Source organism: Polyangium spumosum, from assembly GCF_009649845.1.
GTDB lineage: Bacteria > Myxococcota_A > Polyangia > Polyangiales > Polyangiaceae > Polyangium > Polyangium spumosum.
Genome location: NZ_WJIE01000001.1, coordinates 83,146 through 97,550 on the forward strand (window position 1 = coordinate 83,146; position 14,405 = coordinate 97,550).

At 68.9% G+C, this 14,405-nt stretch carries 11 protein-coding genes; 4 read left to right on the top strand and 7 right to left on the bottom strand.

Annotated elements, in window-relative coordinates; translation table 11 throughout:
• Positions 1-5: 5 nt before the first annotated feature.
• Positions 6-758, top strand: coding sequence for a hypothetical protein (locus tag GF068_RS00410; protein WP_153817313.1), 753 nt, complete (start codon positions 6-8; stop codon positions 756-758).
• A gap of 7 nt (positions 759-765) precedes the next feature.
• Here the strand turns inward: GF068_RS00410 and GF068_RS00415 are convergent, their stop codons facing one another.
• From GF068_RS00415 to GF068_RS00445, 7 genes are all read right to left on the bottom strand, one after another.
• Complete coding sequence (locus GF068_RS00415) at positions 766-2,841, bottom strand: MopE-related protein (protein ID WP_153817314.1); 2,076 nt, start codon at positions 2,839-2,841, stop codon at positions 766-768.
• A gap of 166 nt (positions 2,842-3,007) precedes the next feature.
• On the bottom strand, positions 3,008-3,397 hold the full coding sequence (locus GF068_RS00420; RefSeq protein ID WP_153817315.1) for a DUF4150 domain-containing protein: 390 nt from the start codon (positions 3,395-3,397) through the stop codon (positions 3,008-3,010).
• A gap of 11 nt (positions 3,398-3,408) precedes the next feature.
• Positions 3,409-4,059, bottom strand: coding sequence for a DUF3540 domain-containing protein (locus GF068_RS00425; protein WP_153817316.1), 651 nt, complete (start codon positions 4,057-4,059; stop codon positions 3,409-3,411).
• Positions 4,060-4,090: 31 nt separating this feature from the next.
• Positions 4,091-5,140, bottom strand: coding sequence for a pentapeptide repeat-containing protein (locus GF068_RS00430; RefSeq protein WP_153817317.1), 1,050 nt, complete (start codon positions 5,138-5,140; stop codon positions 4,091-4,093).
• The gene (locus GF068_RS00435) at positions 5,127-7,778 is read right to left on the bottom strand and encodes a DUF2169 domain-containing protein (RefSeq protein WP_153817318.1); all 2,652 of its coding nucleotides are present in this window, start codon (positions 7,776-7,778) and stop codon (positions 5,127-5,129) included. The genes GF068_RS00430 and GF068_RS00435 overlap by 14 nt, the downstream gene beginning before the upstream one ends.
• Before the next feature lie 11 nt (positions 7,779-7,789).
• A complete protein-coding gene (locus GF068_RS00440) occupies positions 7,790-10,102 on the bottom strand; it encodes a type VI secretion system Vgr family protein (protein WP_153817319.1) in 2,313 nt (770 codons plus the stop codon).
• 93 nt (positions 10,103-10,195) lie between these two features.
• Positions 10,196-10,729, bottom strand: coding sequence for a hypothetical protein (locus GF068_RS00445; RefSeq protein WP_153817320.1), 534 nt, complete (start codon positions 10,727-10,729; stop codon positions 10,196-10,198).
• Between the two features lie 92 nt (positions 10,730-10,821).
• Between GF068_RS00445 and GF068_RS00450 the strand changes: the two genes are divergently transcribed.
• From GF068_RS00450 to GF068_RS00460, 3 genes are read left to right on the top strand one after another with little or no spacing between them, the layout of a single operon-like run.
• Positions 10,822-12,912 carry a potassium transporter Kup gene (locus GF068_RS00450; RefSeq protein ID WP_153817321.1) on the top strand — a complete coding sequence of 697 codons (2,091 nt, stop codon included), beginning with the start codon at positions 10,822-10,824 and terminating at the stop codon, positions 12,910-12,912.
• 34 nt (positions 12,913-12,946) lie between these two features.
• Positions 12,947-13,693 (top strand): DUF5995 family protein, encoded by a 747-nt coding sequence (locus GF068_RS00455; RefSeq protein WP_153817322.1) that lies wholly within the window; start codon positions 12,947-12,949, stop codon positions 13,691-13,693.
• Entirely contained in the window at positions 13,690-14,385 is a 696-nt protein-coding gene (locus GF068_RS00460) for a hypothetical protein (protein WP_153817323.1), read from the top strand. The genes GF068_RS00455 and GF068_RS00460 overlap by 4 nt, the downstream gene beginning before the upstream one ends.
• Positions 14,386-14,405 lie beyond the last annotated feature (20 nt).

Sequence of the window (14,405 nt, forward strand, 5' to 3'; positions counted from 1 at the left end):
GCCCGATGCGTCGCCGACAGGCCCTCCAGATCACCGCAGCCGCCGCGGCGCTCCCGTGGACGGGCTGCGGCGGCGCTCCTCCCGAGCCTCGGGTGGAGCCCACCACGCAGCCCTTGCCCTCCGCCGCCGCCCCCCCGGAGCCGGCCGCGCCGCCGAGCGCGACCACGCCCGCCACCGCCGAGGCCCCGCCGGAGCCGGCGCCGGAGCCGCCGCCGGAGCCGGAGAAGCCGCCCGAGCCCTCCTATTCGAGGGTCCTTTGCAGGGTGGGGAAGAACCACGGGCACGTCTTCGAGGTGACGCTCGCCGACGTGCTGGCCGGGGCGGCGAGGACGTATCAAATCGCGGGCTCGTCGAAGCACAAACACGAGGTGACGCTCACGGCGGAGGACATGAAGACCCTGCTCCGGGGGGAGCTCTTGCGGGCCAAGAGCACCCAGGGGTTGACGCATACCCACCGGGTGCACGTGCGGTGCGCGCCGGCCGAGGATCCGCCGGAATGGGTGACCGTCTGCTCGGCGGAGTTCACCGGGCAAGACGAGCACGAGCTCATCATCACGGCCGCCGACATGGACGCGGGGGCGGACAGGACGTACGACGTGCAAGGCCTCGCCGGGCACGCGCACGCGCTGACCATCACCGCGGCGGACTTCCAGAAATTGAAGAAGGAGGGGGCCGTGTCGATCCACACCTCCAGGCTGGAGGAGGATTCCCACAAGCACGTGGTGATCATCCGCTATCGTCGGCCCAAGAAGGGATAGGGCGACTTCAGCGACGGCGCCTGCGGAAGGTGAGCGCTCCGAGCATCACGAGCGCCGCGATCCATCGCCCCGTCGTGCCCTCGGCGGGTTCGGTGGTGCAGGCGCAGCCACCCGTCAGCTCGACAGACTCCTGCGGCGCGACGAGATCCCTGCACGCGCCCTCGGCGCAGACCTGACCGGTCGGGCAATCCGCGTCGACGGAGCACGCGGCGGTCGAGATCACGTCGTCGCTCGGGTCGAGAGGATCCCGCTCGCCCGCGTCCACCACGCCGTCCTTGTTCGTGTCCTCGTCGCCGTCGGACACGCTGCCGTCGTCGGTGTCCCAGTCGAGCGGGTTCGTCGTCGTCGTCCCGCTGTCGGCGTCGGCGATACAATGGCCCGCCTCGGGGTCCGTGCCGGGGCCGGTGCAATCGAAGCCGAGCTCCGTGCCGTCGAAGAGGCCGTCGTCGTCGCTGTCGGGGTCGAGCACGTTCACGGTCCCGTCGCCGTCCGTGTCCTTGTCGTAATCAGGCTCGAGTCCGTCGCGCACGCCGTCGTCGTCGGTGTCCGGATCCTCCGGGTCGGAGCCGATCACCTCCTCCTCGTGATCCTCGAGCCCGTCGTCGTCCTTGTCGGGGCAGTCATTGTCGGGGTTGCCGTCGCAATCGCTGTCCACGGCGTCCCCGCAGGCCTCGACGCCCGGCGCGCCGGCCGTCGCGCTGCACGAGGCGGCGCCCGCTGCGTCGCATTCGAACACGCCCTCGGCAAGGCACGCGCCGACGCCCACGGAGCAGGCCTCGCCCAGGGCGAAGCCCTCGTCGGCCTCGCCGTCGCAATCGTCGTCCACGCCATTGCAGGTCTCGACCGCCGCGCCGGGCTCGGCGACCGGGGCGCAGGCGGTGACGCCGCCTCCGCACGTGGTGAAGCCCGTCGCGCAGGCGCCCATGAGGCCCGTCGCGCAAGGCTCCCCGGCGCCGGCGGGGCCGTCGTCGGGGATTCCATTGCAGTCATCGTCGATCCCGTTGCACGTCTCGGGGAACTCTCCCTTGCCGATCGTGGGGATACACGAGAGGGCGCCCCCCACGCAGGCCGTGAGGCCGGCCGCGCAGAGCCCGGGGTCGGAGGACGTGCAATCCACCCCGGCGCCGGGGTTGTCCTCGTCGATCGCGCCGTCGCAATCGTTGTCGACGTCGTCGCAGACCTCGGCCGAGGACGCGCCGGGGACGGCATTGCAGGAGGGCTGCCCCGACGCGTCACACACGATCGTGCCCGTCGTCGCGCAGCCGCCGACGCCCGCCTCGCAGATATCGCCGGCTCCGGGGCAACTCTGCTCGATGCACCCTTCGTCGCCGCAAAGGACGGGATCTCCGAACAGGGGCGGCAGGGAAGGCGGCCCCGCGAGGTCGGTCCCGAGGACCTTGCCCATCGCAGACGTGCCGCAGGCGAAACGCAGCGGCGTGAGGGGTGTGACGCCGGCGAGCGCGAGCGCGCTGCGCTCGACGGCCCAGTCGACGAAAAAATCGGGATCGGGGTTCTCGGCGGGGAAATCTTCCCCCGCCGGCGCCTCGCGCGCATACCCATGGCCGGGCTTGCCAGCGACGAGCGGATCCAGGTATGCGCGGAGGAGCACCTCGGCGTCGTCCGAGGGATCGTTCGGGATCACCTGGTTCGTGTTGTGCCAGAGGTTCACCGAGTCCGGGTTGGAGACGCCGTCCACGATGGCGATGAGCTCGTAATCGGACGAGTCGCCGTCCGTGTCGATGAGGCAGCCCCAGCCGTAAGGCCAGAACGAGGACGCATTCTGGCGAGCATTCTGGTTGATACGGAGGCGAAAATAAAGATGGTCGGCGTCGCTCTGGACGTAGGCGACGGGGGACATTTCATTGCCGACGATGTCCCGCGGCCCGGGCGCGTCCCCGGCGGGATCGCCGAGCGGCGAGGTCACGTTGGTGACGGGATCCGTGCGCACGAGCGGGACCCAAGCCGCGTCACTCGAAGGATACGCCTGCGCCCAGGCCGCCGCCGGCAAGGCGAGCCCGGCGAGGCTCGACAACCAGAAGACGCCGACCCTCTTGCGGGCCGTCCACGATCGATCTCCAGCCATTGCACCCTCCCCAGCGATTGGGGATGCGTATGAATGGCAGAGGTCGGCTGCGCAACAGACAACCGCGGGAGGACCGGAGAATCCGGAGTTTCCTGGAGTCGATTCCGTCGCGGGTCGTGGGTTCGTGTCGAGGACGGCGCGGCGTATTCGGTGACGCCGGCGCCTGTCAGGTCAGCAGGAGGACCTTGAGCTGGCTCGGGACGAGCCGCACGCCGGGGCAGTTCGTCGAGTTCTGGATGTTCATGCTCGTGAGCCGCGTGGCGGGCATTCCGCCGACGAGCGTCTTCAGCGCCGGGAGCACCGGGCGGGACGGGCCCATGACCATGCCCGACGCGACGCCCATGTTCACGCCGGTGTTGTCCCCGTTCGTCATCGGAATGGTCGTGCTCATGTTATGCGCAGGGGTGCACATGAACAGCACGTTGTAGGCGGCGGGCACGCCCATCGGGCCCGCCGCGATGTTCGGATAAGGAATCGGCACCGGCGCGGGCGTCGGCGTCAGGCAGACGTCCGGGAACCCCATGTCGACGCCCATCATCTGCGAATTCGCGAACATCGTCGCCCCTTTCAGCCGAGGTGGATCTGCTCGCCGTCGACCTTCACGAGCTGCTCCGCGGTGATCAACGTGTTGTCCCCGCGCAAGCTCATGTTCTTCTGCGCCGCATAATCGATCCGCTCCGCTCGGACCTGATCGACCTCCTCGACCGTGCGGTACGATCGCTTCACCTTCTGCGAGAGCCGCTCGAGCGCCGAATCGACCACGCCCGCGAAGAGCTTCACCTTGCCGAGCTCGGCCGACACGAGCGTGCCGAGCAAAGAGAGCCGCTCGAGCACCACGTTCCCGGACACGCTGCGGATCTCGACCGAGCCGGAGACCACGCTGACCTCCTTGCCCGACACGAGGCCGATCCCCTCCTGCGCCGCCATTCCAATGCGGCCGCTCGGGGCCTTCAGCTCGACGTCGCCGTCGAGCACGATACGCGAGGTGGCGCCGTCCTCCCGCTCGAGCACCGCGAGCACGTACGCCGCCTGGCCCTCGATCACCACGAGCAACACGGTGTCGTCCACCTCGGGCGCGAGCAGGCAGCTCTTCGCGCGGCGCGCCCGGTAATTCCCCCCGTCCGTCCGGACGACGAAGACATCCCCCTCGACGCGCACGACCTCGCCGACGTCCTGACTCACCTGCCTGTGCTCGAGCTTCCTCGCGAGATTATCCATGTCGTCCTCACGCAACGCGCGTCCGCGCGGTTCATGCCGTCGGTGTGAAATCTTCCGCCTCGGCGAGGCGCTCGTCGTCGCCGAGCGCCGTCACGCGGCTCGTGAACACGGCCCCCTCCTCCTTCGTGCGATGAAACCTCGCGCGAAAGAGCGTCGCCCTCGAGAAATCGGCCGCCGTGGCGTCGGCGTGCGTGAAATCGGCGTACGTCAGGTCCGCGCCCACGAAGCGCGCCCCCGCGCATTTCGCGCCCTTGAGGATGCATTGCTGCATGTCCGCGCCGGACGCGTCCGCGCCGGAGAGGTCGGCGTCCACCAGGATCGATTGCCCGAGCTTCGCGCCGCGCAGGTCGACCCGCGCGAGTTTTGCCTGCACGAACAACGCGCGGCCCACGGCGGCCTTGTTCAGGTTCGCGCCCTCCAGGTTCGCGTCCTTGAAGTTGCATTGCACGAGCGACGCGCCCGAGAGATCCGCCCCCGAGAGGTCGGCGCGCATGAGCTGGGTGAGGTCGAACTTCATCCCCCGCAGATCCATGCCCGCGAGCTTGCAGCCGATCAGCACCGCGATCTCGAAGATGGCGCCCGTCAGCTCGGCGCTCGTCAGGTCCGCGTCGAGCAGCACCGTCTGCTTGAGCGAGGCGCCCGCGAAGCTCGCCTTCGCCACGACAGAATCGAGGAACGAGGTCCGCTCGAGGTTCGCCTTCACGAGCCGCGCGCCCGTGAGGTTCGATTGCAGCACCGCGCCCATCTTCAGGCTGGCGCCGGACAGGTCCGCCGACGAGAGGTCCGCCTGGATGAAGCGGAGCGCGCCCATGTCGGCCCCCACGAACGTCGCCTCCGTGAAGAGGCTCCGCTCGAGGACGGCGTGGCGCATCCGCGCCCCGTCGAATTTCGCGCCCGCGAAATGGCACCGCGTGAAGACCGACTCCGTGAGGTCCGCCCCGGCGAGGTTTGCCCCGGCAAAAGAGACGTTCTCCAGGATGCCCCCGGAGAGCTTCGCCCCCGAGAGGTCTCTCCCGGAGAGATCCTCGCCGGAGACGACCTCGCCGCCCGCGATCTGGCGAATGAGCTCATCCCGGATCATCGGTCGCCCTGTTCTTCACGACGCGCGCCTCGACGACGTGCGCGCCCTTGACGTTCGTGGCCCCGTCGAGGTGGACCTTGGCCATGTCGGAGCGGAAGAGGTTCGCCCCGCGGAGGTCGGCGCCGGCGATACGCGCCTTCTGCAGGACCGCGAACATGAAATTGCCCCGGCGGAGGTCCGCGCCCGTGAGATCCGTGCGGATCCACATCGACTCCTTGGCGAGGACCCGCTCGAGCCTGCCGCCCCGGAGGTCCGCCCCGCTGAAATCGGCGCCCGTGAGGTCCGCCTCCGTGAAATCGGCGCCCTCGAGGAGCGCCCCGCGAAAATTCGCCCGCGGGAGCGACGCGCCACGAAAATCGGCCCCGACGAACGAGGAGTCCTTCACCACCCGGAGGTTCTCGAGGTTCGCCCCGCGGAGCACGGCGCCCTCGCCCTTGGCCTCGACGAACACCGCCGACACGAGCTTCGCCCCGCTGAAATCGACGCCCGACACGTTCGACTCGATGAAGACGCAGCGCTCGAGCACGGCGCCCGCGAACCCGGCGCCGCGGAGGTCCGACTTGATGAAATTCGTGCCCGCCGCCTGGATCTCGCGCGTATCCGTGTCGCCGTAGATCGCCTCGGAGAGGTCCGCCTTCGTGAGGTTCGCCCCCCGCAATCGCGCGCCTCGCAGGTCGGCGCAAGCGAGCACCGCCCCCGTGAAATCCACGCCGCTCGCCTCGACGCGCGTGAGGTTTGCCCCGCCAAGGTTCGTCCCGACGAGCTTCGCGCCGCCGAGGCGCGCGTCCGTGAGGTTGGCCCGGGCGAGCACGGCCCCCGAGAGGTCGGCGCCTTCGAGCCGCGAGCCCGAGAGGTTGGCGCATTCGAGCATCGCGCCGCGGAAATCGAGCCCGGCGAGGTCGAGGCCCGAGAGGTCGGCCCCCGTCAGGTCGCGGCCCGCGAAGCCCTCGCCCTTCGCTCGCCCCTCGCGAAGGGCCTCCCGCGCCGCCGCGGATCCGTCCCCCGGCATCGCCGCGGCCGCGGGCATGTGATGGGCGAACTTCCGGTAATTGTCGCGCAGGTTCTCCTCTGCCGCGAGGAGCTTCTTCTCGAGCTCCGGATCGGCGATCTTCTGCTCGAGCCCCACGTCGGGCATCCCCGCGTTCCGGTAGAGCTGGGCGAGGTCCTGGAGGCGCGCGAGCTCCCGCTTCGCCGAGAACTTCGGCGGCCCGGCGGCGTCCGCCTGCGCCTTCTTCAGCATCGCCTCGTAATCGACGCCGGCCTCCTCGCACGCCTTCCTCGCCTCGGCCTCGGCCGCGGCCCGCCGCTCCTTTTCGGCGGCCATTTGTTTCTCGGCGATCTCCATCGCCGCCTCGATCACCTCGGGCAGCTCCTCCGGCTTCGGCGGCGGCGTCGCGGGCGGTATCGCGGGCAGCCTGCCCTCCGGATCGATGCCGGCCGCGCGCATCTGCTCCTTGGCCTTCTCGAGCTCCGCCTCGGCCTTCTTGCGCAGGTTCGCGAGCAGGAGCCCCTCGCCCCCCGTGAGCTCGTCGTCGTCGCTCGGCTCGGCCTTCGGCGCGCCCTCGTCCGGGCCGGGCTCGGGCATCAGATCAGCGTCGCGCAGGGCGAAGAGGTGGCCCTTCTTCTTGTCGCTCCGCTTCGCGATGACGGCCTCGTAATACGAGACGGGCTTCGGCGCGCCCATGGCCTCGAGCGCGCAGCAGATCTGCTTGACGTCCGCGGCGTCATCCTCGCGGACCCGCGTGATGCCCCGGAACACGACCACCCCGCGCTCGGCGTGCGGGAAGAGGCGGACGGTGTCGATGCGCATTGGTATTTCGCGAAAAACCTCGCCGCTCGGCGTCTCGCGCCGGACGAAGCAGCGGGCCGCGACGCCCGGCAGGGCCGATTCGATGCGCGGCTTCGAGGGGTGCATGTTCTCGATGACGAACGCCTCGTCGCCGCGGAAGAACCCCTCGATTTGCTGATCGGCCGGCGCGGTGCTGAAGAAGCCCGGCTCGAGGTCCTCCGCGAACCCCGGGAACAACTCCTTCAGCCACGCCTCGTCGTACGTCCCCACCTTGGAGAATCGCTGCGGCCAGGTGAGGTCGATGGGCCCGAAGCTGGCCGGCGCGGGCCTCTCCCGCGGCGATTGGAGGAGCTTGCCCGGGTACTCGACGTTTGGCATCGGGTGCACCTCGCCGGCCTCGGTGCGCACGGGCGACGCGCCCTTGCCAAGCGGGTTGTCGGGAAAATCGGGGCCGCCGAAGGCCGTCTCCCAGGTGATGGGCATCTCCGTGAACGGCTGCGGCTCGGAGGGCACGCCGCGCTTCCATACCCGATCGCCGACCACGTAGAGCGTCTTGTCGACGGCGCCGAGCTTCACGCGCACGGAGCTCGCCGCGCGCGGGACCCCGCCGGGCGCGAAGCAGCGCCCGTTCACGACGATCTCGCCGTTCGGCTTGGGCATGCACTCGTCGAGGATCCCGTCCTTGCCGAGCTCGGCCGCGACGAACTTCCAGAGATCGACCTCGGAAAGGATACGCCGGGGTGATTCGAACGGGAAGAAGACGAGCAGCGCGATGGAGAAATGGCAGACGTTCTCGTTCTCGAACGCCCTCGTGAGGAGCCCGATCCTCTGCGGCTTGATCGTGTTCACGAAAGGACGTCCTAGCCGATCAGCTTGAGGCCGCCGACCTCGATGTCGATGCCCCGATTGATGAGCTTGTACGGCAGCATCTCGATCTTCCCCGCGAGGTTCTCGAACCACGTCGGCGCGAATTTCAGGGCGATGGCCGCGTTCGCCTCGATCGCGACGCCGATGTGAGAGTCGACCTTGATGCCGAGCACCGTCTCCATCTTGAACGGGCCGAGGATCTCGAGCTTGCCGCCGATCAGGTTCTCGTTCTTGAGGCCGATCAGCGTCTCGGACGTGGCGCCGATGGTGAGCGAGACCTTGTCGCCGAGGCAGCTCCATTTCCATTCGCCGCGGCTCTTCGTGTCGACCGCGTTCGCCTCGATCGACCAGTCGCCCGTCGCGGTCTCCTTCGCGTCGCCCGTGACCTCGACCGTGTAGCCCGATTTCGCCTTCACGTTGAGCAGCCCCGTGACCTCCTGCGTGCGGCCGCCCGCGGAGACGACGGTATAATGCATGTCGTCGAAGAGCTCCTGCTGGCCCGCCTTCGCGTACACCTGCATGAGGCCCTGGACCTCGGTGTTCTGCGACTGGTAGAGCTCCTGCACGTGGCCGGACTCGACCTTCTCGGTCCGGTTCGCCTTGTACGTCAGGGTCACGTCCTTCTCGACCTCGCACGTGTACGGCCCCTTGTACACGTGGTCGACGTAATTGCCCACGCTCTCCGTCTTGAAGTCCACCACCTCGATGTCGAAATGCGTGCCGGTGTAGATGAGCGCGCTGCCGTCGGTGCGGCCGATGAAGTTGTGCTCGTCGTTCAGCGAGCCCATGCGCAGGTACGTGTTCTCCGTGGGCGTCGACATCGTGATCCGCTGCTGGCCCGCCTTGTCCTCGAGCTCCAGGCGATTGCGGCCGCCCGTCTGGATCACGTTCTTCGTGTTGTTGCCCTGCGTGACCGGGCTCGGCGTGTGCGCGTTCGGGACGACGCCCATGATCACGGGCCTGTCAGGGTCGCCGCCCATGAAGCTGATCACGACCTCCGTGCCCTTGCGCAGCGGGAAATGCCACCCCTCGATCGAGCCGCCGTGCGGCTGCGCCATGCGCACCCACGTCGACGCATTGCTGCCCTTCAGGCTGGTCTCGTCGAACATGAACTTGACGTTGTAGCGGCCGTGCTCGTCGATCTGCGCGTATTCGCTCTCCGCGTCCCCGTCGATCACCGCATTCTCGTAGCCATAAATGCGAGGCCACGGCGTCCTGCGCTCGGCGCGGAACTGGACCGACGCGGGGATGCCCGCGACCTCCACGCGGTACACGTCGTTCGCCTCCGCCCCGAGGAGCTTCTTGATCTGCGGCGCGGACACGGCGTGGCAGCAGATGTGCACGAGCTCCGTGGTGAGGTATTCGCCGTTGAACGCCGTGCGCGGGTGCTCCTCGAGCTCGAAGAGGTACCCCGGCCGGAGGTGATACGCCGTGCCCGTCGCGTGGAACAGGACCTTGCGCGCGAGCAGCTCCTCGGCGCGGATGCCCGCGAGCCGCTTGCCCTGCGTCGGGTTGAAGAAACGCGCGCCGTGCATCGTGATCTCCCCGAAGCCCGACTGGGAGACCGACGCATGGCCTGAGACGTCGAGCGTGGGGTTGGTGTAATCGTAATCGTGCAGCTTCACCGCGGACGGGAGGTGCTGGTGCCGGCGCGTGAAGCTGTCGAACGCCTCGCCCTGGTTCATGTCGCCGCCGGCCTGGGGATGGTAGGGGACCGGGGCCTTCCGCAGCGGCTCGTGGAACGATTTGTTGTCGGTGATGACGAGCTTCTCGGCGTCCTCGCCTTGCTCGAAGTAATAGTAGAGGCCCTCGCGCTCCATCCAGCGGGAGATGAAGTCGAGGTTGCTCTCCTGGTACTGGCAGACGTGCTCTTCCGGCTCGTAATCGCCGTAGAGCTTGAACTCGTAGTCGTCGCCGCTGAAGCCGCTGTCGTCGAGGATGAACTCGATGATCTCGCGGACGCTCTTCTTCGTGAACATGCGGCTGTGGAGCGTCTGCGTGAGCTCCCAGAGCCGCGGCACGAGCGTCGCGCGGAACAAGGCGGCGCTGCCCGCCTGCTGGACCAGCTCGATGCCGGAGAGCAGGCCGTGGATCACGTACTGCTCGCCGTCGTCCTCGCGCTGCGCGCGCAGCGTCCCCTTCGCGCCGACGGCGTCGTCGAGGTCGACGTCCCCGCTCTCTTCGCTGGGGATCGAGAGGTAAATCTCGAACACGTAGGGGCGAGAGAGCGCCTCGGTCCCCCGGAATCCGAGGACCCGCGTGGTATCGGGAAGGACGCTCGAGCTGAACGTAAAAAAGTCACGCAAGGAAGGCCTCCATGGGCGAGGGCGCGATCCTATCCGGGCGCCGAGACGGCGGCAAGACGTAAGTCAGGAGGTGGGGCCCCGTCGCCCCCATTGCTAGTGGAACGTCGGCAGGGCCTGCGTGCACGAGGTCCAGCCCGCGGGCTTCTCCCCGGGCATGAACGAGAAGTCCATGACGCCGCGGCTGGGGTCGCTGCGATCGACGGCGACGAAGACCGTCTTGCGCTCGCGCAGGTGCCACGAAGGATCGCGGCGGATGGAGGGACCGACGAAATATTGCAGCTCGCCTGTGACGGGGTTCTTGCCTTGCGCGATGATCCGGTACAGGGCGGCTCTGTTCGAGGTGCTGTTGCGCACGTCGACGATCTGTGCCTCGACGCGGGCGCCCGACGCGGCGACCGCGGCAATGGCGTCCTCGTCGGCCTTGCCTTGCCGCACGGCCACGCTGACGGGGATGGCGATGGCGAGGATCACGCACGCGGCGGCGCCGCCCAGGAACGCCGCGCTTCCGCCGCGGTTGACGCCCATGATGAAGAGCGCGATTGCAGCCCCGAGAAAAATGAGACCGAGCAGCACGCCTGCCCCGCACCCGATTCCGCCGCCCGCCGTCGTGCTCGAAGACCCATCCATGCGCCGCAGTATCACCCACCCCACGGCCGCTTGCCAAGGCGCGCGCCGCCGCTTCCGCATCCGCCCCGATCGGTGTAGCGTCGCGCTCCGCGATGAACGACGACCAGCACCCGGGCGCTGAACCATCCGCGCCGCGCCCTCCTCAGCCGTCCCACGCCATCGCCGACGAGCCGAGCATCGTGGGCGCCTTCCAGGTCCAGGCCGCCGCGGCCGCCGCAGCCGCCGAAGCTGCCGCCGCCGACGCCGCGGCCGACGCGGCAGCCGCCGCCGCTCCCGCTCCCGCTCCCCACGGCCACGGTCACGGCCACGCCCCCGGCGCCCTGCCGCCCCTCGTCCTCGCGGCCCTCGGCGTCGTCTTCGGCGACATCGGCACGAGCCCCCTCTACGCCGTCAAGGAGTGCGTGTCCTCGCCCCACGGCGTCAAGCCCACGCCCGAGAACATCCTGGGGCTCCTGTCCCTCATGTTCTGGTCTCTCACCATGGTCGTCGCCGTGAAGTATCTCACGTTCGTCCTCAAAGCGGACAACGAGGGGGAGGGCGGCACCATGGCGCTGCTGGCGCTCGTGCCCGAGAGCCTGCGGCCCAAAAACAAGACGCGTATCGGCTGGATCGCGGCCCTCGTCCTCTTTGGCGCCTCCCTCCTTTATGGGGACGGCGTCATCACCCCTGCCATCAGCGTCCTCAGCGCCGTGGAGGGCCTCGCCGTCGGCGCCGAATCCATGAAGCCCGCCATCCTCCCGATCACCTGCCTCATTCTGATCGGCCTCTTCTGGATCCAGAAGCGCGGCACGGCCGGCATTGGCAAGGTCTTCGGCCCCATCATGATCCTCTGGTTCCTCACGCTCGGAGGGCTCGGGGCCTATTTCATCGTCCAGCACCCCGCCGTCCTCGCGGCGGTCGACCCCAGGCTCGCGGTCACGTTTTTCCTGACCAACAAGTGGCACGCGTTCGTCCTCCTCGGCTCCGTCGTCCTCTGCGTGACCGGCGGCGAGGCCCTTTATGCCGACATGGGGCATTTCGGCCGCCGCCCGATCGCCCTCGCCTGGTACGGGATGGTCATGCCCTCCTTGGCCCTCAATTACTTCGGCCAGGGCGCCCTCCTCCTCCAGCACCCCGAGGCCGCGGCGAACCCCTTCTTCTCGCTCGTCCCCAAGGGGCCGGCCACCTACGCCCTCGTCGCGCTCGCCACCGCGGCGGCCGTCATCGCCTCGCAGGCCATGATCTCCGGCGCTTATTCGCTCACGCGCCAGGGCGTCCAGCTCGGCTTCTTGCCGCGCGTCCAGGTCAAGCACACCTCCTCGGAGACCGAAGGACAGATCTACATCCCCGAGGTCAACTGGGCCCTCTTCGCCGCTTGTATGGTGCTCGTGTTCGCCTTCCGCGAGTCGTCGAAGCTCGCCTCGGCGTACGGCCTCGCCGTCACGGGCTCGATGACCATCACCTCGATCGTCTTCTTCGTCGTCGTGCGCGAGCGCTGGGGCTGGTCCCTCGCGAAGGCCTTGCCCCTGCTCCTGCTCTTCCTCACGTTCGACCTCGCGTTCCTCGGCGCGAACCTGCTCAAGTTCTTCGACGGCGGCTACGTGCCCTTCCTGATCGCCGCGACGATCTTCGTCTCCATGGCCATCTGGCGGAAGGGGCGAACCTTGCTCGGCCAGGAGTTCAAGAAGCGCACGCGGCCGCTCGCCGAGGTCCTCACGGAGCTGCGCGACGGAAAAACCGCCGCGCGCGTGGACGGCGCCGCCGTCTTCCTCACGTCGAGCGCCGAGGAGGCGCCGCCCGTCCTCTTGCACCACGTCAGCCGCAGCAAGGCCCTGCAAAAGGTCGTGCTGCTCGTGACCGTCATTCCCGAGCGGATCCCGCGCGTGCCGCCGGAGAAGCGGGTCGAGGCCTCGCTCATCGCGGACGATTTCTACCGCATCATCTTCCGCTCGGGCTTCATGGAGGACACCAACGTCCCCGTGCTGCTCGCCGTGGCCAAGGCCAAGCTCGGCCTGCGCATCGAGCCCGACGAGACCACGTATTACCTCGGCCGCGAGACGATCCTCGCCACGGGCAAGGGCAAGATGGACAAGGTGTCCGAGACCCTCTTCGGCTTCCTGTCGCGAAATGCGACGGGGGCCACGGCCTTCTTCAACTTGCCGCCGGAGCGCGTCGTCGAGCTCGGGATGCAGCTCGATCTTTGATACACGCGCCGTCGATGGGGTACGCTCGGGGCCCATGAGCCCGAACGAGCACCTCGCCGAGCGGATCCAGGCGCATCCGCGGCGCTCCATCCACGACGTCCTCGCCGTGATGGACCTCATCGACGGCGCCCTGCCGAGCGCCGACGGCGTGCACGCCTTCAACCAGCTCTACACCTTCGTCACCGACAACATCCGCCGCGAGATCGACCGCGGGCGCTTCGGCGCGCCGGTGCTGCTCGAGGAGCTCGACGTGGTCTTCGCGGGCCTCTACTTCGACGCGTTCGTCGCCGAGATCCGCGAAGAGGGCTCGGCCCCGCGCGCGTGGCAGCCGCTCTTCGAGACGCGGAGCGACAGGACCATTTCGCGGCTCCAGCACGCGCTCTCGGGCATGAACGCGCACATCAACCACGATCTCGCCATCGCCGTGGTCGAGACGTGCGTCAAGAAGGGCATCGAGCCGCGGCGGGGGACGGCGTTTTACGACGATTACTTGATCATCAACGAGATCCTGGAGGAGGCGGAGAAGACCGCGACGAAGCGGCTCGTGACGGGCGTGCTGCGCGAGGTCGAGGAGGCGCTCGGCCGCGTGGACAACGTGATGGCCGTGTGGAGCGTGAAGCGCGCGCGGGACGCCGCGTGGGCGAACGCCGAGGTGCTCTGGGCCCTCCGAGGCAATGATCTGCTATACGAGACGTTCCTCGGGACGATCGACCGTATGGCCGGGTTCGCCGGCCGCGGGTTGCTCTTGCCGAGGGGTTTCGGGGGGGAGCCGAGGACGTGAACACCGAAAAAACGGGCTCGCGTGGGGCGGACAAGGGCCGCGGGAGCAAGCGGGAGGCCGCCGAGACCACCTGGTCGCATCCGTTGAACCCCGAGGCCGGGATGACGCCGATGCCGAGCGACCCGCGCGAGGTCGAGGCAGCCATGCGCGCCGGGCGGATCTCGCTGCGGCTGACGCCATATTACGGCTTCCGGTACGGCGAGCGGGGCGCGCGGTTCACGCAGAGCGACAGCGCGTTTTTGGCGACGCTGCCCGATCATGCAGAGGCCACGATCAAGCGGCAGATCGAGTGGCTCGCCGGGGTGCTCGCGAACCGCGGGATGCCGAGCCTCCTGCTCGAACAACACCTGCGGGTGCTCGGGCGCGAGCTCTCGCGCGCCGTGCCGGAGAAGCGCGCGTTTTACCGGGCGCTCTTCGTGGCGTCGGACGGCCTGCGGGCGCGGCGGACGGGGCTCCTGCCGGAGAGCGCGGGGCGGCCCATCGGCGAGGCCTTCCCGGAGGCCGCGGGTCTGCCGAGCACGCGGCTCGCCCGCGGGACGGGGCACCTCCTCGTCGCGGCGGTGGCCGACGAGCGCGCGGGGATGCCGAATGCGGTGCCGAGCCTCGAGGCATTTTTCCTCGATCGGAGCGTCTTTCCGGAGCGGTTCGTCGCGGCCGCTCGGCAGACGATCGAGCGGGCGCGGCGGGCCTGATCGATTTCGTCCCCTTTCGA

Bases quoted from the DNA above. Each gene is read 5' to 3' on its own strand.
- GF068_RS00410 (WP_153817313.1), top strand. From the start codon at position 6: ATGCGTCGCCGACAGGCCCTCCAGATCACCGCAGCCGCCGCGGCGCTC.
- GF068_RS00415 (WP_153817314.1), bottom strand. From the start codon at position 2,841: ATGGCTGGAGATCGATCGTGGACGGCCCGCAAGAGGGTCGGCGTCTTC.
- GF068_RS00420 (WP_153817315.1), bottom strand. From the start codon at position 3,397: ATGTTCGCGAATTCGCAGATGATGGGCGTCGACATGGGGTTCCCGGAC.
- GF068_RS00425 (WP_153817316.1), bottom strand. From the start codon at position 4,059: ATGGATAATCTCGCGAGGAAGCTCGAGCACAGGCAGGTGAGTCAGGAC.
- GF068_RS00430 (WP_153817317.1), bottom strand. From the start codon at position 5,140: ATGATCCGGGATGAGCTCATTCGCCAGATCGCGGGCGGCGAGGTCGTC.
- GF068_RS00445 (WP_153817320.1), bottom strand. From the start codon at position 10,729: ATGGATGGGTCTTCGAGCACGACGGCGGGCGGCGGAATCGGGTGCGGG.
- GF068_RS00450 (WP_153817321.1), top strand. From the start codon at position 10,822: ATGAACGACGACCAGCACCCGGGCGCTGAACCATCCGCGCCGCGCCCT.
- GF068_RS00455 (WP_153817322.1), top strand. From the start codon at position 12,947: ATGAGCCCGAACGAGCACCTCGCCGAGCGGATCCAGGCGCATCCGCGG.